At 69.1% G+C, this 20,513-nt stretch carries 20 protein-coding genes, 1 tRNA gene and 1 pseudogene; 12 read left to right on the top strand and 10 right to left on the bottom strand.

Translation table 11 applies throughout. The annotated features are described in order from the left end of the window. Positions 1 to 149 precede the first annotated feature (149 nt). The 3 genes from FHY03_RS14985 to queE all read left to right on the top strand — a co-directional run bounded on the left by FHY03_RS14985 (position 150) and on the right by queE (position 2,751). The gene (locus FHY03_RS14985; RefSeq protein ID WP_183931541.1) at positions 150 to 1,061 is read left to right on the top strand and encodes an Hsp33 family molecular chaperone HslO; all 912 of its coding nucleotides are present in this window, start codon (positions 150 to 152) and stop codon (positions 1,059 to 1,061) included. A gap of 357 nt (positions 1,062 to 1,418) precedes the next feature. Next, a complete protein-coding gene (queC, locus tag FHY03_RS14980) occupies positions 1,419 to 2,117 on the top strand; it encodes a 7-cyano-7-deazaguanine synthase QueC (RefSeq protein ID WP_183931540.1) in 699 nt (232 codons plus the stop codon). A 1-nt stretch (position 2,118) separates the two neighbouring features. Further along, on the top strand, positions 2,119 to 2,751 hold the full coding sequence (gene queE, locus FHY03_RS14975; RefSeq protein ID WP_183931539.1) for a 7-carboxy-7-deazaguanine synthase: 633 nt from the start codon (positions 2,119 to 2,121) through the stop codon (positions 2,749 to 2,751). Between the two features lie 58 nt (positions 2,752 to 2,809). Here queE and FHY03_RS14965 read toward each other — a convergent pair. The 4 genes and pseudogenes from FHY03_RS14965 to lipB all read right to left on the bottom strand — a co-directional run bounded on the left by FHY03_RS14965 (position 2,810) and on the right by lipB (position 5,834). Beyond that, positions 2,810 to 3,424, bottom strand: a pseudogene (locus FHY03_RS14965) (choice-of-anchor K domain-containing protein). Positions 3,425 to 3,905: 481 nt separating this feature from the next. Next, a complete protein-coding gene (locus tag FHY03_RS14960; protein WP_183919445.1) occupies positions 3,906 to 4,589 on the bottom strand; it encodes a hypothetical protein in 684 nt (227 codons plus the stop codon). 228 nt (positions 4,590 to 4,817) lie between these two features. Continuing rightward, positions 4,818 to 5,066, bottom strand: coding sequence for a hypothetical protein (locus tag FHY03_RS14955; protein ID WP_132909422.1), 249 nt, complete (start codon positions 5,064 to 5,066; stop codon positions 4,818 to 4,820). 90 nt (positions 5,067 to 5,156) lie between these two features. Beyond that, on the bottom strand, positions 5,157 to 5,834 hold the full coding sequence (gene lipB, locus FHY03_RS14950; RefSeq protein ID WP_183931537.1) for a lipoyl(octanoyl) transferase LipB: 678 nt from the start codon (positions 5,832 to 5,834) through the stop codon (positions 5,157 to 5,159). A gap of 79 nt (positions 5,835 to 5,913) precedes the next feature. Here lipB and FHY03_RS14945 point away from each other — a divergent pair, with 79 nt between their 5' ends. Together FHY03_RS14945 and FHY03_RS14940 are read left to right on the top strand one after the other, a co-directional pair. Continuing rightward, positions 5,914 to 6,717, top strand: a complete 804-nt coding sequence (locus tag FHY03_RS14945) for a hypothetical protein (RefSeq protein ID WP_183931536.1) — start codon at positions 5,914 to 5,916, stop codon at positions 6,715 to 6,717. Beyond that, positions 6,714 to 7,460: a hypothetical protein gene (locus FHY03_RS14940; protein WP_183931535.1), complete on the top strand. Its 747-nt coding sequence runs from the start codon at positions 6,714 to 6,716 to the stop codon at positions 7,458 to 7,460. Before FHY03_RS14945 ends, FHY03_RS14940 begins: the two co-directional genes overlap by 4 nt. Here the strand turns inward: FHY03_RS14940 and FHY03_RS14935 are convergent. From FHY03_RS14935 to FHY03_RS14925, 3 genes are read right to left on the bottom strand one after another with little or no spacing between them, the layout of a single operon-like run. Further along, positions 7,430 to 8,023: a GNAT family N-acetyltransferase gene (locus FHY03_RS14935; RefSeq protein ID WP_183919453.1), complete on the bottom strand. Its 594-nt coding sequence runs from the start codon at positions 8,021 to 8,023 to the stop codon at positions 7,430 to 7,432. The two genes, FHY03_RS14940 and FHY03_RS14935, sit on opposite strands and share 31 nt — an antisense overlap. After that, on the bottom strand, positions 8,014 to 8,853 hold the full coding sequence (gene hemF / locus FHY03_RS14930) for an oxygen-dependent coproporphyrinogen oxidase (protein ID WP_183931534.1): 840 nt from the start codon (positions 8,851 to 8,853) through the stop codon (positions 8,014 to 8,016). The genes FHY03_RS14935 and hemF overlap by 10 nt, the downstream gene beginning before the upstream one ends. Positions 8,854 to 8,887: 34 nt before the next feature. After that, complete coding sequence (locus FHY03_RS14925) at positions 8,888 to 9,346, bottom strand: tRNA (cytidine(34)-2'-O)-methyltransferase (RefSeq protein ID WP_183931533.1); 459 nt, start codon at positions 9,344 to 9,346, stop codon at positions 8,888 to 8,890. 180 nt (positions 9,347 to 9,526) lie between these two features. On the opposite strand from FHY03_RS14925, the gene petA reads away from it, so the two are divergent. The 6 genes from petA (at position 9,527) to FHY03_RS14895 (ending at position 16,800) form a co-directional block, all read left to right on the top strand. Beyond that, positions 9,527 to 10,111 carry a ubiquinol-cytochrome c reductase iron-sulfur subunit gene (petA, locus tag FHY03_RS14920; RefSeq protein ID WP_183919459.1) on the top strand — a complete coding sequence of 195 codons (585 nt, stop codon included), beginning with the start codon at positions 9,527 to 9,529 and terminating at the stop codon, positions 10,109 to 10,111. 13 nt (positions 10,112 to 10,124) lie between these two features. After that, complete coding sequence (locus FHY03_RS14915; protein WP_183931532.1) at positions 10,125 to 11,411, top strand: cytochrome b N-terminal domain-containing protein; 1,287 nt, start codon at positions 10,125 to 10,127, stop codon at positions 11,409 to 11,411. Between the two features lie 30 nt (positions 11,412 to 11,441). Beyond that, entirely contained in the window at positions 11,442 to 12,284 is an 843-nt protein-coding gene (locus FHY03_RS14910) for a cytochrome c1 (protein ID WP_183931531.1), read from the top strand. 196 nt (positions 12,285 to 12,480) lie between these two features. After that, positions 12,481 to 14,919, top strand: a complete 2,439-nt coding sequence (locus FHY03_RS14905; protein WP_183931530.1) for a TonB-dependent siderophore receptor — start codon at positions 12,481 to 12,483, stop codon at positions 14,917 to 14,919. 43 nt (positions 14,920 to 14,962) lie between these two features. Further along, a tRNA-Arg gene (locus tag FHY03_RS14900) sits at positions 14,963 to 15,039 on the top strand. Positions 15,040 to 15,105: 66 nt separating this feature from the next. Beyond that, on the top strand, positions 15,106 to 16,800 hold the full coding sequence (locus FHY03_RS14895; RefSeq protein WP_260159148.1) for a GH39 family glycosyl hydrolase: 1,695 nt from the start codon (positions 15,106 to 15,108) through the stop codon (positions 16,798 to 16,800). Positions 16,801 to 17,144: 344 nt separating this feature from the next. Here FHY03_RS14895 and FHY03_RS14890 read toward each other — a convergent pair whose 3' ends face one another. Beyond that, positions 17,145 to 17,927 (bottom strand): DUF1080 domain-containing protein, encoded by a 783-nt coding sequence (locus FHY03_RS14890; RefSeq protein ID WP_221190219.1) that lies wholly within the window; start codon positions 17,925 to 17,927, stop codon positions 17,145 to 17,147. A 192-nt stretch (positions 17,928 to 18,119) separates the two neighbouring features. On the opposite strand from FHY03_RS14890, the gene FHY03_RS14885 reads away from it, so the two are divergent. Next, the gene (locus FHY03_RS14885; RefSeq protein ID WP_183919469.1) at positions 18,120 to 18,323 is read left to right on the top strand and encodes a hypothetical protein; all 204 of its coding nucleotides are present in this window, start codon (positions 18,120 to 18,122) and stop codon (positions 18,321 to 18,323) included. 57 nt (positions 18,324 to 18,380) lie between these two features. On the opposite strand, the gene FHY03_RS14880 is transcribed toward FHY03_RS14885, so the two are convergent. Beyond that, entirely contained in the window at positions 18,381 to 19,409 is a 1,029-nt protein-coding gene (locus tag FHY03_RS14880; protein ID WP_183919472.1) for a ferritin-like domain-containing protein, read from the bottom strand. 10 nt (positions 19,410 to 19,419) lie between these two features. Continuing rightward, on the bottom strand, positions 19,420 to 20,412 hold the full coding sequence (locus FHY03_RS14875) for a ferritin-like domain-containing protein (RefSeq protein ID WP_183931529.1): 993 nt from the start codon (positions 20,410 to 20,412) through the stop codon (positions 19,420 to 19,422). Positions 20,413 to 20,513: the final 101 nt, after the last annotated feature.

Genomic DNA, 20,513 nt, shown 5'->3' with positions numbered 1-20,513 from the left:
CTCTCCGTCATGCCGGCCTCGACCTGGCATCCATGGTGCCGCACGCGCGACCGGCCGCAGCGTTCGCGGAACGATGGACCCCGGCACACGTCCGGGGCGACGCGGGAGGGTGGTGAGCCGGTCCCACCGTTCGCCAGCACGAGGCAGCCTTGACCGATACCAACGCCCCCGACCTCGACCGCGCGCTCGGCTTCACCATCCCCGCGCAGCACGCGCGCGGGCGCGTGGTGCGGCTCGGGCCGACGCTCGACACCATCCTCGCCGCGCACGCCTATCCGCCCGCGATCGAGAAGCTGCTCGCCGAGGCGCTGACGCTCACCGCGCTGATCGGCAGCACGCTCAAGGACCCGCAGGGCCAGCTCACCATGCAGACGCAGACCGAGGCCGGGGTCGTCACCTTGCTGGTGTGCGACTATCGCGGCGGCGAGGTGCGCGGCTATATCCAGTATGACGCCGAGCGGCTGGCGCAGGCACCCGCGGAGCCGTCACTGTTCGCGCTCTTCGGCAAGGGGTATCTCGCGATCACTTTCGATCTCGCCACCACCGGCGAGCGCTACCAGGGAATCGTCCCGCTCGACGGCGACACGCTGAGCGAGGCGGCACAGAGCTATTTCTACCAGTCGGAGCAGATCCCGACGCTGGTGCGCGTCGGCCTGCGCAAGAGCGCGGACGGGCGCTGCGTCGCGGGCGGTCTGCTGCTCCAGCACCTGCCCGAGGGCGAGGAAGGCCGCGAGCGGCTCCATACCAAGCTCGATCATCCCGAGTGGGAGCATGTCGAGGCGCTCGGCCGGACGATGGGGGAGGACGAACTCGCCGACCCGGCCGTGCCGCTCGAGACCTTGGTGTGGCGGCTGTTCAACGAGGAGGCCGAGGTGCGCGTGCTCGCGGGCCAGGCGCTGGTGAAGGGGTGCCGCTGCGACGTCGACTATATCCGCTCGGTGCTGGCGCGCTTCCCACTCGAGGAGCGGCTGGCGATGGCGGACGAGAACGGCGTGATCGCGGTCGACTGCGCCTTCTGCTCGACCAGCTTCCCGGTGCGCGCGGACGAACTGGTGGGGTGAGGGGGGTGCGGTGTGCGTGAGCCTTGTGGCGCGGGGCATGCTTCGAGACGGCCCTTCGACAAGCTCAGTGCCTCCTCAGCACGAACGGCATCTCCTTTTTCACCCCGTTCTCGTGCTGAGGAGAGGCTGAGCCCGTCGAAGCCTCGTCTCGAAGCGCTGCCACGCACGTCGCGATCCGCGACTTCAGGCAGCTCACACCGTTATCCTGATCTTAACCTTCTTCCCCCATAAGCGACCTCGTGCTGTTCATGCGGCACGCTCTCTCCCTAGCTTGACCGCTCAAGCTCCTCACGGGCCGCCCTCGGGCGGCCCTTTTTCTTGCGCTCGTGCGCGCGAAGGCCTAGCTGGCGCCGCATCATGACCCATTTGACCCCCGCCGTCGCGCTCGTCTCGGGCGGGCTCGACTCGCTGGTGTCCGCCGCGCTCGCGCGCGAGGCGGGGCACCCGCTGCTCGCGCTCTCGATCGACTATAACCAGCGCCACCAGGTCGAGCTCGCCGCCGCGCGCCGCATCGCGCACGCGCTCGGCGCGACGCGCCACGTCGTGCTGCCGATCGACCTCTCGGCCTTCGGCGGTTCGGCGCTGACCGATCGCGACATCGACGTTCCCAAGGACGGCGTCGATGGCTCCATCCCGGTCACCTACGTGCCTGCGCGCAACACGATCTTCCTCAGCCTGGCGCTCGGCTGGGCCGAGGCGGCGGGTGCCCGCGACATCTATCTCGGCGTCAACGCGCTCGATTACTCCGGTTATCCCGACTGCCGCCCCGAGTTCATCGCGGCGTACGAGCGGCTCGCCGAGCTCGCCACCAAGGCGGGCGTCGAGGGCCAGCCGTTCCGCTTCCAGGCGCCGCTCCAGCACATGACCAAGGCCGATATCGTGCGCGAGGGCGCGCGGCTCGGGCTCGACATGGGGATGAGCTGGTCATGCTACGATCCCGCGCCGGGCGGGCTGCACTGCGGGCGCTGCGACAGCTGCCGCCTGCGTCACAAAGGCTTCGTCGAGGCCGGCGTGCCTGACCCGACCGGCTATGCGGTGACCCCGCCGGTCGATTGAGATGAGCTACGCGGTCAAGGAGATGTTCCTGACGCTCCAGGGTGAGGGCGTGCAGGCGGGGCGGCGCGCGGTGTTCGTGCGCTTCGCCGGCTGCAATCTGTGGAGCGGGCGCGAGCAGGACCGTGCGACCGCGGTGTGCCGCTTCTGCGACACCGATTTCGTCGGTGTCGACGGCGCGGGCGGTGGGCGCTTCGCCGATGCCGCGGCGCTGGTCGCGGCGGCGGCGGGCCTTTGGGGGCCGGAGCGTGAGCGTCGCTTCGTGGTGCTGACCGGGGGCGAGCCGATGCTCCAGGTCGACGATGCCCTCGTCGACGCGCTCCACGCCGCCGGGTTCGAGATCGCGATCGAGAGCAACGGCACGCTGCCGGTCCATCCCGGGATCGACTGGGTGTGCATCAGCCCCAAAGCCGGTAGCGAGACGGTGCAGCGCTCGGGCGACGAGCTGAAGCTCGTCTGGCCGCAGCCCGGCACCAACCTGGACACGGTGGAGGGCTGGGCTTTCCGCCACTTCCTGCTCCAGCCGCTCGACGACGCCGCGGGGGAGGCGAACGTCGCGGCGGCGATGGCGCTGGTGATGGCGCGTCCGCGCTGGCGCTTGTCGCTCCAGACGCACAAGCTGCTGGGGCTGCGCTGACAGCGCGGAACGCGGGTCCTCGGTGCAACCCGACGACCCGCGCGCCGCTAATCGTCGATCAGACCAAGGCCGCCGGCATGTCGCGCCGGCGCGAGCGCATCGCGACGCCGATCATCGCGAAGCCGATCAGCATCATCGCCCAGGTGCCGGGCTCGGGCACGGCACTGAGCACGCCGAACACGTCGGCGGTCGCGCTCTAGCCCTCGCGGACGTGGAACTCGCTCGCCGAGGAGTTGAGGTAGCCGTCGCCGCGGACATTGTCGAAACCGCGCAGCTCGAACTGATACGCTTGCCCGTCGACCACGAAATTGTTGCTGCTCTGCAGCGAGGGCAGATAGACATAATAGGCGTTCGCGTCCGCGCTGCCGGTGTTGGGCGTGCTGTACAGTCTGAGCGCGAAACTCTTCGCCAACAAGCCGATCGCGGGGTTGGCGAAGTTGAGCCCGAGGTTGAGCATCAGCCCGGTCAGCTCGGTGCCGTCGAGGATCGTGCCGTTATAATAGGAGATCGAGCCGACCTTGGACTGCTCGCCGAGCAGCGCGTAGAGGGGCGTATTCGACTGAAAGCTCAGCGCGTTCGCCTTGTAGCCCGTCTGGGGCGTGCCCCAGATGACATGATCGCTGCCGATGCCGGTGGACACGCCGGCCTTTCCGGATGGGAACGTCACCAGCAAGTGGGGGCCGCCGGAAAAACCTTTATGCGGTAGGTTGTTACGGCGATTTGCCTGCAGTGTTGGTCAGCCGGCACTTGCCGGCGTCAGGCAGCATCTCTTGCATAGTTTTCTTGCTGAAGCGACGAGTTCGGCTTCCCGGCCGCCGCTGACATCGCGATCGAGGTGCGGCGACGCCAGCTAAGACGCCGGGTGTCGGCGGATGGCAGCCGCGCCGTCAACAAAGTCGGCGCCGGTGTCATTCCCGGCGCGACGGTGGCAGGCGCTCCCAAGGTCCGATCCGTCGACACCGAAGCGTGCTCCGGCGAACGCCGGAGTTCAGGGCCGCGGGAAAGGCGCTCGTGGCTCTTGGCTCCTGCTTGTGCAGGAGCACGCCAGCGCCTCGCCTGAGATGGATCGTCCGCTCGTTGAAAAGCTGCGCCTGGACCTGGCCTTCCGAGCGGACCGTGCGGAAGGGAGGGCGCCGCGCCGGCGCCCTCGTGGATCAGCGCGCGGCGTAGACCACCGGGGTCAGCGGCGCGCCGCACTTCTGCTCGACGAACAGCCCCTTCTTCCAGCACGCCTCATCGAAGCGCGGCAGCGTCGCGGGCAACACCTGGAGCGAGGGGAATTGCTGCTCGCCGTACGGCTTGAGGCTGCTGCGCAGCTCGCGCATGCGCGCCATCGCGACGTCACCGAAGCCGCCGCGCGGCGCGTAGAGCGCGTCGCGGCCGATGCTGGCCGCGGTGGCGCAGAAGTTGAATTGCGCCGCGACCGTGGCGAAGCCCGAATAGGTGCGCGTACCGAACTGGTCGAGTGCGGTCTGACCATCCTTCTTGGTCTTGGCGATCCGGGTGAAATATTTGCCCAGCGTGTCGAACGAATTCTGCAGCTCGACGCGATGGTCGGCCAGGATCGCGTTGTAATTTTGGACCGTCAGCAGCGTCGGCTCGAACTGGCATTGCAGCGCGGCGACGTTGAGCGCGGCGCGCATGTTCCACACCACGCCGGCGCGCAGTTCCGCGGGCGTGGCGCCGGGCAGCGGATGCCCCATGCCGTCCTCGTTCCCGATGATCGGTTCGCCGCGCAAATCCTTCGATTTGAAGAAGAATTGCGCAGAAGCCGGCGTCGTCGCCAGCACCCCAGCCGCCAGCGCCACCCAGGCTCCGACGATCCCCACCTTCAGCATTCCCCAACACTCCTCGTCACGGCTACGGCCGCGCCGTCCTTTTACGTCAGACTGGGTAAATGGCCCAAGAACATTCTGTCGCGCAAATGATTCATTCCGGCGTGTGGCGTCGCCGCCACGAGGTTGCTTGTTGACCTCGCGTAACGACATGCGCCTTCGCAAGACAAAAGAAGAGGCCGCCCGGTTTCCCGCGCGGCCCCGTCAACACAATCGCCGGTGTGCGGCAGATTACATCGCGTTCGACATGTTCGACATCATCATGTCGTTGCCCATGGTGTCATTCGCCATCATGCCGCCGTTCATCGCGCCGTCAACGGCGGTCATGTTGTCGGTCATGGTGTCCATGCCCTCGGTGGCGTTCATGTCGGTGATCATGGTGTTCTCGCTGGTCTCGGTCTTCGAACCGCACGCCGAGACGGCGAGAGCGGCTGCCGCGAGCGCCGAACCGCCGAGGATCTTGGTGATGACTGCACGCATGAATTTGCTCCCTAGACTGTGGATTTGGCGACCACCCGGCCGTTTTTTATCCCAAACCGGCGTAGACATTAATCGCAGATGACCGCCCTCTCAAGCCTCGTTTTCACCGACGCAAGTCAGGCTTTGCAGAAAGGCGTCGGCGGTCAACGTCAACGCTGCGTCGAAAGTTGCAAATTCGTGCGGTGAACCGAGCGCAGCGGCGCTGGTGACCGGATAGTCGGCGAGACCGCACGGCACGATGCCGCCGAAATGCGCGAGGTCGGGCGCGAGATTGACCGAGAAGCCGTGCAGCGTCACCCAGCGGCGCACGCGGATGCCGATCGCGCCGATCTTGGCCTCGGCGCCGGCGCGGTCGCGCGTCCAGATGCCGATCCGGCCGGGCGCGCGGAACGCCGCGATGCCCAGCTCGGCCAGCGCCGCGATCAGCCAGCCCTCCAGCGCGTGGACGAAGCACCGCACGTCGCGGCCGCGCCGATTGAGATCGAGCATGAGGTAGCCGACGCGCTGACCCGGGCCGTGATAGGTGTAGCGCCCTCCGCGCCCCGCCGGCACGACCGGGAAGCGCGGGTCGACCAGTTCGCGCGGGTCGGCGCTGGTGCCCGCGGTGTAGACCGGCGGGTGCTCGAGCAGCCACACCAGCTCGCGCGCCTCGCCCGCGGCGATCGCGGCGGCGCGCGCCTCCATCGCCTGCAGCGCGGCGGCATAGTCGGTGAGCCCCGGCGACACGCGCCACTCCACGTCCTCGATCATCGTCGCGCGCTGCTGCATCCTGGCCAGATGTGCTCCCTCGGCGCGGTTGGCAAGCCGTCGGCGGATCGCTAGGCCGGCGCGGGAAGGGGACGACGCGATGATCAGGATGGCCACGGTGTGGGAGCGCACGGTCGACGTGCTGCGCGGGCGCGCCGCGATCCTCGCCGGCATCGCCTTCGTCACGCTGTTCCTGCCCACGGTGTTGAGCGCGGCGGTGACGAGCTTCGTCGGTGACGTCCAGGCGGCGCGGCTGCTGGCCAGCCTGGTCTCGGCCGTGCTGATGCTGTTCGGCATGCTCGCGATCACCGCGGTGGCGAGCGACCCGCGCGTCGATCGCGGCGCGGCCTATCGGCTCGCCGCGAACCGGCTTCCCGCCGCGGTCGGCGTCACGCTGGTGCTGGTCATCGCGCTGTCGCTCACCTTCGTGCCGGGCACGCTCGCGCTGATCGCGGCGGGCGCGACCGTCACCGCGACGGGCATGGTGGAGATGCAGCGCGCCGCGGCCGGTCCGCTCGCGCTCTCGGCCGGGCTGATCCTCGTCGCTGCCGCGCTGCTGCTGTGGCTGGGCGCGCGGCTCGCGCCGCTGTTCGCGGTGGTGGTCAACGAGCGCCTCGGACTCGGCGCGATCCGCCGCGCCTTCGCGCTGACGCGCGGTGCCGCGGCGCGGCTGATCGCGGTGCTGATCCTCTACGCCGTGCTGGTGACGGTGCTCAGCGTCGCGGTGCGCTCGGTCGTCGGCGTCGTGCTGCGGCTGCTGCTCGACAGCGACGCTGCCGTGCTGTTCGGCACCTCGGTGGCGCTGGCGATCGTCAGCGCGGGCGCCACGGTGGTGCAGAACGCCTTCTACGCGCAATATTACGCCGCCGCGCGCGAGCGCGACGAGGCGGCGCCGTCCGCATGAGCCTGACCTTCGCCGGCCTGCTCTCGGTCGCGTGGCGGCTGTTCCGGCGCGACCGCGCGCTGGTGCTGCGGCTCGCCGCGCTGTTCGTCTTCCTCCCGGCCTTCGCCGCGCTGCTGCTGTGTGACCCGCTGCCGCCGCTGCCGCCCGCGCCGCGCGACGAGCTGATGATGCGCGCCTGGCTCGCCGCGGTAGGCAATTGGGGGCAGGGCAACGCCTTGTTCTACGTGCTCGCGGACCTGCTCGCCGCGTACGGCGTGGCGGCGATCGCGCTGCTGCTGCTCGATCCCGATCGGCTGACGGTGGGCCAGGCGCTGGGCCAGGCGCTGGCACGGCTGTGGTCGTTCGTGCTGGTGAGCGTGGCGGTGGCGGTGCCGGTCGGACTCGGCCTGTGGCTGCTCGTCCTGCCCGGGCTCTACGTCCAGGCGCGACTGATCGCGGCGGTGCCCGCGTTGGCGCGGCACCCGGCGCTGCGCGCGGGGCCGGCGCTGCGGCTGAGCTGGAGGCTGACGAAGGGGCAGGACTGGGCGATCACGGGCGCGCTCGTCACGCTGTTCCTGGCGCAATGGGTCGTCGTGTCGCCGCTGCTGAGCGCGGACGAGGCGCTGCGCGCGCCCGGCAGCGGCGACCCGGTGCTGCTCGCGCTGGTGGACGCGCTGCTCGCCGCGGTGCCCGCGGCCTATGCCATCGCGGTGCTGCTGATGGGCGTGGTAGTCTACCGCGTCGGGGCGAGCAGGGGCAGCTGAGGCGCGACGTCGGCGGGCAGCGCGCCGGTCACGCGCGGGTCGGTGAAGGTCTCGATCGTGCGACGCACCGGGGTGAAGCCCTGCGCGCGGTAGAAGCCCAGCGCCGAGGGATGGTCGAGCGTGCAGGTGTGGAGCCACACGCGGTTGACCCCCGCCACCCAGGCGCGCGCGAGCGTCTCCGCCATCAGCCAGCGGCCGTGGCCCTGCCCGGTCAGCTCGGGCACCAGCGCGAAATAGCCGACCTCGCAGGTTCCGGCCGAGCGGAAGTCGAGCTCGACCATGCCGACCTCGACGCCGGCCCGGTCGAGCGCGGCGAACACCTGCACCTGCGTGTCGTGGATGATCGCGGTGAGCGCGGCATCGTCCATGACGAGCCGCGAGAACCACAGCCAGCGCGCGCCGACGCGGCGGAACAGCGCGCGATATTTCTCCGGCTCCGGCCGTGCCCAGCGCACCAGCCGCAGCGGCGAGTCGGGTATCGGACGGAGCGGCGGACGACGGCGCATCTCCAGCGAGGTCACGACCGCGGCGATCTGGTCGGCGGGAAGGTGGGTCAGCCCCATGTCGCCACCGGCGGCAGGCTCATCAGGATCGCGTCGACGTTGCCGCCGGTCTTCAGCCCGAACAGGGTCCCGCGATCGTAGACGAGGTTGAACTCGGCGTAGCGCCCGCGCCATTCGCGCTGCTGCGCCACGTCCGCGTCGGTGAAGGGCAGGTGCATTCGGCGCCGCACGATCCGCGGGTACGCGTCGAGGAAGGCGCGGCCGACATCCTGGGTGAAGGCGAGATCGGCGGCGAAATCGCGCTCGAGGTGGTCGTAGAAGATGCCGCCGACGCCGCGGTGCACGCCGCGGTGCGGGATGTAGAAATACTCGTCCGCCCATTGCTTGAAGCGCGGGTAGTGCGCCGGATCGTGGCGGTCGCAGGCATCGCGCAGCGTGGCGTGGAAATCCTCGGTGTCCTCCGCGACCGGCAGCGGCGGGTTGAGATCGGCGCCGCCGCCGAACCAACGCTTGGTGGTGGCGAGGAAGCGCGTGTTCATGTGCACCGCGGGGACGTGCGGGTTGGCCATGTGCGCGACCAGGCTGATCCCGGTGGCGAAGAAGCGCGGGTCGTCACTCGCGCCGTGGATCGTCCGCGCGAAATCGCCCTCGAACGTGCCGCCGACGGTGGAGACGTTGACTCCGACCTTCTCGAACACGCGACCCTTCATCACGCCGCGCACCCCGCCGCCGCCGGGCGCGCCGCTGGGATCGGCGCGGTCCCAGGCGAGATAGTCGAAGCGCGCGTCGGAGCCGGCCTCGCGCTCGATCGCCTCGAACTCGGCGCAGATCAGGTCGCGCAGCTGCTCGAACCAGGTCCGGGCGGCGGTCTGCTGTTCGTCCAATATCATGGAGATGTGCTCTCGCCCACGGGGAGGGCCCGGGTCAATCGGTCAATCTGTCCCAGCCGCCGGTCTGGCGCAGCGCCTCGCCGAGGATCAGCGCGCCCGCGACCGCGACGTTGAGCGAGCGCAGCCCGGCGCGCATCGGCACGCGCACGCGCAGGTCGGCGCGGTCGTGGACATGCGCCGGCACCCCCGCGCCCTCGCTGCCGAGCAGCAGCACGTCGTCCGCGGCGAAGCGCGCCTGCGGCAGCGGCACCGCGCCCGCCGTGGTGGCGAGCACGACGCGGCCGGCGACCGTGGCGAGGAAAGCGTCCCAGTCGGCGTGGCGTTTCACTTGAACGTGCGCGGCATAGTCCATCGCGGCGCGCGCCAGCCCGCGCTCGCCGAACGGGAAACCCATCGGCTCGATCAGGTCGACCGCGACGTCGAGGCAGGCGCCGAGCCGCAGCAGCGTGCCGACATTGCCGGCGATATCGGGTTGGAACAGCGCGATCCGCATCGCCGCCGCTCTACGCAGGTTGTTGCGCGACCGCAAAATGGGATTGGCAAAGCGCGGGGCCCGCGGCTATCACCCCGCCAGACCGCCTCGGGGACGGGCAGGTCGCGCGGGGAGGCGGCATGTCGCGACGGCATCGGATCGACCCGGCGGGAGAATGAAACGGGTAGAGGTTTGACGCGAATGGCGACGGTCGAGAACAATATTCCGCCGGGCGAGGACCCCGCGCCCTATCACGAGACTGCCCACGACCCGCGCCGCCGCGACTTCATCAACATCGCCGCCGTGTCCTTCGCGGGCGTCGGCGCGGTCGCGATCGTGCTGCCGCTGATCAACCAGATGAACCCGTCCGCGGACGTGCTCGCGCTGTCGACCACCGAGATCGACATCTCGAAGATCGCGCCGGGTCAGGCGATCAAGGCGTCGTTCCGCAAGCAGCCGTTGTTCGTGCGCAATCTGACGCCCAAGGAGATCGGCGAGGCCAATGCGGTCGACGTCGGCTCGCTGCGCGACCCGCAGACGCTCGCCGAGCGCACCAAGCCGGGCAAGGAAAACTGGCTGATCACGCTGGGCGTCTGCACCCATCTCGGCTGCGTGCCGCTGGGCGCGGGCGAGGGCGAGAACAAGGGCCCGTTCGGCGGCTATTTCTGCCCGTGCCACGGCTCGGCCTATGACACCGCCGGCCGCATCCGCCAGGGACCGGCGCCGCAGAACCTGCACGTGCCCGATTACAATTTCACGTCCGACACCGTCGTGACGGTCGGCTGAGGGAGAACGAGAGATGAGCTTTCCCTGGGCCAAGCATTATGAGCCGAAGCAGCCGCTGATGCGCTGGCTGGACGAGAAGCTGCCGCTGCCGCGCCTCGTCTACAACGCCATCGGCGCGGGCTATCCGGTGCCGCGCAACCTCAACTATTTCTGGAACTTCGGCGTGCTCGCCGGGGCGGCGCTGGTGATCCAGATCGTCACCGGCGTGGTGCTGGCGATGCATTATGCCGCCAACGGCGCGGTCGCGTTCGGCTCGGTCGAGAGCATCATGCGCGACGTCAACGCGGGCTGGTTCCTGCGCTACGCGCACGCCAACGGCGCCTCGATGTTCCTCGCCGTGGTCTACATCCATATCGGTCGCGGGCTGTATTACGGCTCGTACAAGGCGCCGCGCGAGATGGTGTGGCTGCTCGGCGTGGTCATCTTCCTGCTGATGATGGCCACCGCCTTCATGGGCTATGTGCTCCCCTGGGGGCAGATGAGCTTCTGGGGCGCGCAGGTGATCACCGGCTTCTTCTCGGCGATCCCGCTGGTGGGCGACACCATCCGCATCTGGCTGCTGGGCGGATTCGCGCCCGACAACGCAGCGCTGAACCGCTTCTTCTCGCTCCACTATCTGCTGCCGTTCGTGATCGCGGGCGTGATCATCCTGCACATCTGGGCGCTGCATATCCCGGGCTCGAACAACCCGACCGGCGTGGACGTGAAGGGCGAGCAGGACACGGTGCCGTTCCACCCTTATTACACCGCCAAGGACGGCGTGGGCGTGGCGGTCTTCTTCCTGATCTTCGCCACCTTCGTGTTCTTCTCGCCCAACCTGCTGGGACATCCGGACAATTACATCGAGGCGAACCCGCTCTCGACGCCGGCGCACATCGTGCCCGAATGGTATTTCCTGCCGTTCTACGCGATCCTGAAGAGCTTCACCGCCGACTTCATCCTGCCGGCGAAGCTGTGGGGCGTTCTGGCGATGTTCGGCTCGATCCTGCTGCTGTTCTTCCTGCCCTGGCTGGACAGCTCGCCGGTGCGCTCGGCCAACTACCGGCCGACCTACCGCTGGTTCCTGATCGTGCTGGTGGTCGACGTGCTGGTGCTCGGCTATGTCGGCGGCGCCGAGGCGACCGCGCGCAACGTGATGATGGGGCAGATCGCCGCGGCTTATTATTTCGCGCACTTCCTGATCATCCTGCCGCTGGTGTCGGCGGCGGAGCGGCCGCGGCCGCTGCCCAACTCGATCACCGAGGCGGTGCTGGCGAAGCACGGCGGCACCGCGCCCACCAAGACCGCGCTGGCGGGTTGAGAACGAGACGAAGAGGGGATCTGACAGGCAATGGTTCGTCTCATTTCACTGGTGATCGGTGCGGGGTTCGTCTTCGTGCTCGCACTGGCGCTGTTCTTCACCGCGAAGGACGCGATCCAGAATCCGGCGCCGCACACCGCCGAGCATGAGTTCCACCTGCATCCGGAGGACATCAAGCTGTCGTCCGCCGGCTGGTTCGGCAAGTTCGACCGCCAGCAGGTGCAGCGCGGCTTCCAGGTGTACAAGGAGGTCTGCGCGGCCTGCCACTCGCTGAAGTATGTCGCGTTCCGCGACCTGCAGAAGATCGGCTATTCCGAGGCCGAGGTGAAGGCGATCGCCAACCAGTGGGTGATCGAGCAGCCCAGCGTGAACCCGGAGACGGGTGAGGCGGCGACGCGCAAGAACCTGCCGTCGGATCACTTCCCGTCGCCGTTCGCGAACGAGGTCGCGGCGCGCGCCGCCAACGCGAACGCGCTGCCGCCCGATCTCTCGCTCATGACCAAGGCGCGCGAGGACGGCAGCAACTATGTGCACGCGCTGATCACGGGCTACCGCGACCAGCCGGCCGAGCTGCTCAAGAAGTTCCCCGACGCCAAGACGCCCGAGGGGCTGCACTACAACCCGTATTTCGCGAACCTCAACATCGCGATGCCACCGCCGCTGACGTCGGACGGGCAGGTGACCTATTCGGACGGCGCCAAGGCGACGCGCGACCAGATGGCGCGCGACGTGGCGGCCTTCCTCACCTGGACCGCCGAGCCCAACCTCGAGGCGCGCCACGCCGCCGGGCTGGCGGCGGTGATCTTCCTGATGATCTTCATCTACCTGACCTGGGGCGCGTACCAGAACGTCTGGCGCGAGGTGAAGCACTGAGCCTCACGGGGACGGGCGCCGCGCCCGTCCCCGTCCGCTCGCGCCGCAATCCACATCGGCCTGGTGGATCTTCGGTAGAAATGCTTGGCCGTTCACAATGCAGATTTGAGCCGCGGCGCGCCGAACCGGCGTAAAGCGATCCCAACCAACGCGCCGCGCGCCAACGTGCGGGCGCGGTAGAACAGGGATCCTCGCCATGCATCGCCTCGCCGCCAGCCTCCTCGTCACCAGCGCGCTGACCATGGTCGCGCCCGCCGCGCTCGCGCAGCAGCTGCAGCCGCAGGGCGAGCTGCCGCAGGCGCAGCCCGCGACCGAGGCGCAGGCCGCGCCGACGCAGGACAGCGCCGCGCTGCCCGCGGAGAGCGACGACATCGTCGTGACCGGCACGCGCGCCGCGGGGCGTACCCGACTCGACAGCCCCGCGCCGGTCGACGTGCTGAGCGGCGCGAGCCTCCAGCGCCAGGGCACCACCGAGGTGGCCGCGGCGCTCGCCAATGTCGCACCTTCGGTCAACTTCCCGCGCGCCGCCGCGACCGACGCTACCGACGCCGTGCGCCCGGCGACGCTGCGGGGCCTCTCGCCCGATCAGACGCTGGTGCTGATCAACGGCGTGCGCGGCCACGCCTCGGCGCAGCTCAACACCAACGGCTCGGTCGGGCGCGGCTCGTCCGCGGTCGATCTCAACACCATCCCCGTGGCGGCGCTCGACCGGGTCGAGGTGCTGCGCGACGGTGCCGCCGCGCAATATGGCTCGGACGCGATCGCGGGCGTGGTCAACCTGCGGCTGCGCGAGGCGCGCTCGGGCGGCGGCGCGACCGTGACCTACGGCTTCTACGACACTCAGGTCGACACCGCGCGCGGCAGCCGGCACGTCACCGGCGAGAACAACGTCACCGCCTCGGCGTGGCAGGGGATCGGCTTCGGCAGCGACGGTTTCCTGACGCTCTCGGGCGAGTATAACCGCCGCCAGCCCACCAACCGCGCCGACTTCGACCCGCGCGTCTCGCCCACGCGTCTCACCGGGCGCTTCGGCGATCCGGCGCTGGAGCAATATACGCTCTTCGCCAACGCGGGCACCTCGCTCACCGACAGGTGGAGCGTCTACGGCTGGGTCGGCTATCAGGACCGTGACGTGCGCGGCGCCGCCTTCCCGCGGCTGCCGGGCGTGACCAGCGGCTACACCGTCGACGAGCTGTATCCCGACGGATTCCTGCCGATCATCAACACCAAGTCGACCGACCTCAACTCGGCGTTGGGCGTGCGCGGCGAGGTCGCGGGATGGAACGTCGATCTTAACCTGAGCTATGGCCGCAACCGCCTGTCGTTCCGCACGCTGGGCACCGCCAATTTCGCCGCGGGCAACGCCTCGCCGACCGCGTTCTACGACGGGCGGCTGATCTACGACCAGTGGGTCGCCGGGCTCGACGTGACGCGCAAGTTCGACGTGTTCCAGTCGCTCAACATCGCCTTCGGGCTCGAGGGCCGGCGCGAGGGCTATAAGATCGAGGCGGGCGAGGCGGCGGGCCAGCCGGTATCGGGCGTGTCGGCGGGCGCGCAGGGCTTCCCGGCGCTGACCCAGGCCAACGCGCTCGAGCGCTCGCGCCGCAACGGCAGCGCCTATCTCGACGTCGAGGCGCAGCTCACCGACGCGCTGCTGCTCGGTCTCGCCGGGCGCTTCGAGGATTATTCGGATTTCGGCTCGACCGCCAATGGCAAGGCATCGCTGCGCTACGACATCGCCGAGTGGCTGGCGCTGCGCGGCACGGTCTCGACCGGCTTCCGCGCGCCGTCGCTGCAGCAGCAATATTTCACCTCGACCGCCTCGGTGGTGCAGAACGGCGTTCCCTTCCTCACCGCGACGACGCCCTCGACCAGCGGGCTCGGCGCCGCGCTCGGCGGTGTCGCGCTCGACCCGGAGAAGTCGACCAACTTCTCGGCGGGTACGGTGATCCGCTTCGGCGGCTTCGATCTCTCGGTCGACGGCTATTACATCAAGCTGCGCGACCAGCTCGCGCTCTCCGAGAACATCAACGCCTCGTTCAGTCCTGCGGTCGCTTCGCTGCTGTCGCCCTATGGCGTGACCGCGGCTCGCTTCTTCATCAACGGTGTGCGCTCGACCACCAAGGGGATCGACGCGGTCGCGCATTACCGCCTGCGCACCGAGCGGGCGGGCGCGTTCGATCTCACCGTGGCGGGCAACGTCAACAAGGTGGAGGTGACCGACGTGCCGACCTCGACCGCGGTGCTCGATCCGGCGCCGACGTTGTTCGCGCGCAGCCGCGTGCTGACGGTCGAGCAGGGTACGCCCGGCGAGAAGGTGACGGGCACGATCGACTGGTCGCTCGACCAGCTCGGCGCGCTCGCCCGCGTGACCTACTACGGCGACGTCAACCAGCCGGGCACGACTCCCGCCGCCGACGTGCGCACGGGGCGTCACGCCGTGACCGACCTCGAGCTGCGTTATCAGGCGCTGCCCGGCGGCCAGGTCGCGCTCGGCGTGAGCAACCTGTTCGACGTCTATCCCGATCGCACCGTCCCCGGGAACAACTCGACCGGGGTGATCGGCTTCCCCTATTACTCGCCGTTCGGCTTCAACGGGCGCTACCTGTATGTCCGAGCCGGGGTGAGCTGGTGAGTGATTGACCCTCTCCGCGCGAGAACCTACGGGGGCGAGCGGCGCCCCCGTAGCTCAGCAGGATAGAGCGACGGTTTCCTAAACCGCAGGTCGTGAGTTCGAATCTCGCCGGGGGCACCAGCGCGCCCGACGCGCTTGCGCGGTCGCGCGTGCGCTCGCATCATCCTGTAAAAGGGGAGCAAAGCGATGCGCATGTGGAGACAGGGCCTGGTGATCGCCGCGGTGGCCGGCGCCGCGCCCGCCGGAGCGGCGCCCGACGACGCGCCCTTCGCGGTCACGATCGACGTCGACGCCGGGCGGGACGAGGGACCGGTGGTGCAGGAGTGGCGCTTCTTCGGCGCCGACGAGCCCAACTATGCGACGATGAAGGACGGTCGCACCACGTTGGCGACGCTCGGCGCGCTCGCGCCCGACCGGGTCTATTTTCGCGCGCACAACCTGCTCACCTCGGGCGACGGCACGCCCGCGCTGAAATGGGGCTCGACCGGCGTCTATCGCGAGGACACGCAGGGGCGCCCGATCTATACCTGGACGATCGTCGACCGCATCTTCGACACCTATCGCGCGCGCGGGGTGAAGCCCTATGTCGAGCTCGGCTTCATGCCGGAAGCCTTGTCCACCAGGCCACAGCCCTACCAGCACGACTGGCGGCCGGGCAGCGGCGAGCTGCGCACCGGCTGGGCCTATCCGCCGCGCGACTATGCGCGCTGGGAGGAGCTGATCCATCAGTGGGTGCGTCACTGCGTGGAGCGCTATGGCCGATCCGAGGTGGCGAGCTGGTATTTCGAGACGTGGAACGAGGCCAACCTGCCGCAATATTACTGGGGCGGCACGCGCGAGGAGTTCTTCCGCCTGCACGACGCCGCGGTACGCGGGGTGCGGCGCGCATTACCGGAGGCGCGCGTGGGCGGGCCGGACAGCGCGGGCGCGGGCGACGATTTCCTGGCGGCCTTCATGGCGCACGCGCGCGCCGCGGGCACGCCGACCGATTTCCTCTCGTTCCACGCCAAGGGCCAGCCCAAGGTGGTCGAGGGGGCGGGGGGCAGCCATGTCCGCATGGGGCTCAACACCCACCTGAAAGCCGCCGACCACGAGTTCGCCGCGATCGCGGCCGACCCGGTCTTCCGCACCAAGCCGATCGTGATCGGCGAGTCGGATCCGGAGGGCTGCGCCGCCTGCCAGGGGCCGGCGAACGCCTACCGCAACGGTACGATGTATTCGAGCTACACCGCCGCCTCTTTCCCGCGGCTGCGCGCGTTGGCGCGACGGCGCGGGCTCACATTGGAAGGCGTGCTGACCTGGGCGTTCGAATTCGAGGATCAGGCGCCGTTCGCCGGCTTCCGTCAGCTCAACTCGGGCGGGATCGACCTGCCGGTAATCAACACGTTCAAGCTCTTTGCCAAGATGAGCGGGCGCTACGTGAGCGCCCGGTCGGACCATCAGGTGTCGCTGGACTCGGCGCTGAGCGACGGCGTGCGCGGTGACGCCGACGTCGGCACCGTCGCGACGCGCGACGGCACCCGCGTGGCGGTGTTGGTGTGGCATTACCACGACGACGACATCGCCGGTCCCGCGGCAACGGTGCGCCTCCGGCTGCGCGACCTGCCGCGCGCTTATGGCGGCGGCGCGACGCTGACTCAATATCGCGTCGACGAGAGTCGCGCGAACAGCTTCGCCGCATGGCAGAAAATGGGTTCGCCGCTGGCCCCGAGCGATGCGCAGCGCACCGCGCTGAAGCAGGCGGCGGCGCTCGACGCGATCGCGCCGGCGGAGCGTGTAGTGGTGCGGCGGGGAGCGGGCGAGATCGCCTTCACGCTGCCGCGCCAGGGGGTGTCGCTGCTGGTGCTGACGCCGGCCCGGGCGAGTGACGATGCGCGCTGAGCTCGGCCGCGCCACATCGGCGGCTGGTCTCGGCGTGGTTCAGGCCTTCCCCATGCCGCTCACCGTCATGCCGGACGTGATTCGTGACCTCCAAGAGTGATGATGTCGGCCTGATCGGCGCCGAGACCTTTTGCCCTGACAGGGATCGTTGCGAAGTTTTCGTCATCTCGGACTTGATCCGAGATCCATCGCGCCGCGCACGACGATGTCGTTGCTCCTGCGGAACCATGGATCCCGGCTCAAAGGCCGGGATAACGAGGGTGGGGAGCGCAAACACATCTATGCGATGATCCCCTGAAGGGAAGGGGGTACGACGCCCCTTCCAACCCCCAACCCTCGTGGCCTCACCCCCGCTCGGGCAGCTCGCGCACCCAGATGTTGCGGAAGCTGATCGGCTGGCTGGGGTCGCCGTGGTCCTGCAGCTTGATCGGCGCCTTGCCGTGCGGCTTGTAGCTGGGCTTGCCGATGTAGACCGTGCCGCCGCGCACCTCGGTATGATCCTGCACCAGCACGCCGTTGACATAGCCGGTCACGAAGGCGGGCCGGGTCACCGCGCCGTCGGCGCCGAAGCGCGGCGCCTCCCACGTGACGTCGATCGTCTGCCACTCGCCCGGCCGGCGCGCCGGATTGGCGAGCGGCGGCGTCTGCTTGTAGATCGCGCCGAGCTGCCCGTTGACGTAGGTCGGGTTGTTGTAGCTGTCCATGATCTGGAACTCGTAGCCGTCGTCGCCCGGCCCGGTGGAGGCGAGGAACAGCCCGCTGTTGCCGCGCGCCTGGCCCTCACCCGTGATGTTGGCGGGAATGCGATACTCCAGATGCAGCTGGTAGCTGCCGAACGACTGCTTGGTCTGGATGTTGCCGGTGCCCTTCTTCACCGTCACCGCGCCGTCGGCGACGGTCCAGCCGGCGGCGCCGCCGGTCTTCACCGAAGCCCAGCGGTCCAGCCCCTTGCCGTCGAATAGCACCACCGCGTCGGCGGGCGCGGTCCAGCCGGCGAAGGCGCCCGGCGTCACCACCGGCACCGCGGGCGACCATTGCTCGGTCGCCTTGGGATCACCTTGCTGCCCCTGCGCCATCACCGCGGACGAGGCGAGCGACAGCCCGACGCCCAGCACGATACCCTTCATAGCTCGCATCCTCTTCGATACTCCCGATCGCAATGCGGTTCGCATCCGCGCCGTTGGTAACGCGTCCGCGCGCAACCTCCTAGCCTTCGCGTCGCCTCATCGATCCGCGCGCGACGACTGACAGAGATCAGGGCGATTCGGCGCGGCGGAAATCGTGCATGGTTCGTTCTGCCTTTGCCGAGGAGTGTCACCATGACCAATCGCGAAGCTGCCGAGCAGAAGGTGAGGGCGCTACACGCCGAGGAGGAGCGCGAGAAAGCGCTCGCGCGCGACCTGCCACCCGGCGACGACCAGGATCGCCACTGGATGCGTGGCGAGCGCCTCTCCGACGAGGCGTGGTCGATCGAGGAGCGCTACGACCTCGAGCCCTGGCCGAGTGGACTCTGGCCCGCCTGATTGAGCGCCTCGCCGCTCACCGCACCCTCGCTCGCGAGAGTGCGGTGAGCGGGCATGTCAGGCGTTGGCCTGACTGGTCTTGATCGTGCCGTTCAGTCCGGCGGGGAAGAAGCCGCCCGACGAGACCGCCGCCTTGTTCTGGTAGACGACGTTCAGCACCTGCGCGGCGTTGCGGCCGAGCACCAGCCCGCCGTCGTTGGTCGGCACGAGGTTGGCGGTGGTGGCGTCACCGATGTCTTGGTCATTCTCGGTGGAGCCGTCGAGCCCGTCGCGCGTGTTCGAGATCTGCGTGATACGGGTATAGATGCTCGGCACCGTCAGGCCGCGGCGCCACAGTTCGGAGCGGATCACGCCGTCGTGATAGCATTCGGTCGCGAGGATCCCCGCCGATGCTTCCAAGAAGGTCTTGTTGCTGATCAGCCGTGCCGCGCCGCGGTAGGCTGTCACGCCGACGTCGGTGAGCAGGTAGGAGCCGATCAGGAAGTTCTCGTCGTTGAGAAACGGGTCGAAGATGTCGGTCGCGCCGATCACGCCGGCGGCGCGCGCGGCGGCAGTGAAGGCGCCGACTGCGGTCGCGCCCGCGATCGTCACGCTCGCGCTGCCCGACAGGTTGATCGCCGGCTGCGCCACCGCGGCGCTGCCGAGATTGGCGCGCAGGAAGCCGATATGGCCGAGCTCGTCGAAGGCGATCTCGCGCGCATATTGCTGCACGACGGGGTCGGTGAAGGTCACCGCGCGCGCGGCCCCGTCGCCGCTGCCCGTCACCACCGCACCCTGCGCGCCGGCGCCGGTCTGCAGGTTTGCTGCGATGCCCTGGCCCGAGACCGCGTACGAATAATAATTGCCCTCGAGATACTCCAGCTGGAGCGCAAAATTGAGCACATCGGCGTCGCTCACGGTCGGCGTCGGCGTGGGTGAGACGGTGGGTGCGGGTTCGCCGTCATCATCGTCGTTACAGCCCGACAGCAGCGCGAGGCCGCCGGTCATCGCCGCCGCGCCGCCGCACAGCCGGATGAAGTTGCGGCGCGCACGACGCTGATGCTCGGCGCGCTCCATGAGGTCGAGAAACTCGGTCTGGTCGCTCATCGCCGCCTCCTCAGTTCGCGCCGGAGCGCCGCAGCGCCGCGTTGGGGTTGTTGGTGCCGTTGGGAAAGAAGCCGCCCGACGTTGCGGCCTGGCGCGTCAGATAGGCGATGTTGTGGACCTGCTCGGCAGTGCGGCTGAACACGATGCCGTTCTCGTCCGTCGGCACGATGTTGGCGGCGAGGCCGAACTGGTTCTGCACCGGCGTGACGCCCTGGTCGTCGTCGGCGACGCGCTGCGGCGGACCAGCCGAGACGGCGGTGCCGTCGAGCAGGTCGCGCGCGCCCGAGATCTGCTCGGTGATGGTCCAGACGGCCGGCACGTCGACGCCGCGGCGATAGAGTGCGCCGCGGATGATGCCGGCGTGGAACGCCTCGGCGGCGAGGATGCCGGCGGCGGCGTCGACGATATCGGGGTTGCTGAGCAGCGGCGACCCGCCCTTGTAGGCGGTGACGCCGACGTCCTCGAAGATATAGGCGGCGATCAGGAAGTTGTCGTCATTGGCATAAGGGTCGAAGACGCCGCCGCTGGCGCTGAGATCGACCCCGGCGGCGACGGCGGCGGCGGTGAAGACCGTCGCCGACAGGTCGATCGCCGGCTGGGCCACCGCTCCCGAGGTCAGCGCCTGGCGCAGCGAGGCGACGTGCGCCACCTCGTCGGCCGCGATCTCGCGCGCATATTGGATCACCGCGCGGTCGGTCAGATTGGCCTTGCGCGCACCGGTCACCGCGCCCTGCGTCTGCGTGCCGGTCAGCTGCGCCGCGGGCAGGCCTTCGCCACTATAGGCGTAGCTGTAGAACTGCGCCTCGAGATACTCGAGATTGAGCGCGAAGTTGAGGATATCGGTGTCACTCGGCGCGGACTGTGCCTCGGCGCGGCCGGCGAGCGCGAGCCCGGCGGTGCCCATCGCGACACCAGCGATCGCGGTCTTGAAGAAGTCGCGCCGCTGGTGACGACGCTCGACGCGCGCCTCCAGGGCATCGATGAGATGCTCACTCCCGGGCATAGATCTCTCTCCTGCCCCGATGATCAGCGGGGCGCCGGGCGCCCGTCGTTCCGACCGCCGACCTCAGATACGAAGCAGGTTAGAAAAGGATGCTTGGCTTC

Origin of the sequence: Sphingomonas sp. BK345 (assembly GCF_014193845.1) — a bacterium.
Classification (GTDB): domain Bacteria; phylum Pseudomonadota; class Alphaproteobacteria; order Sphingomonadales; family Sphingomonadaceae; genus Sphingomonas.
Note: the sequence above shows the minus strand (reverse complement) of the source record. Positions and strands in the feature narration are given on the sequence as shown.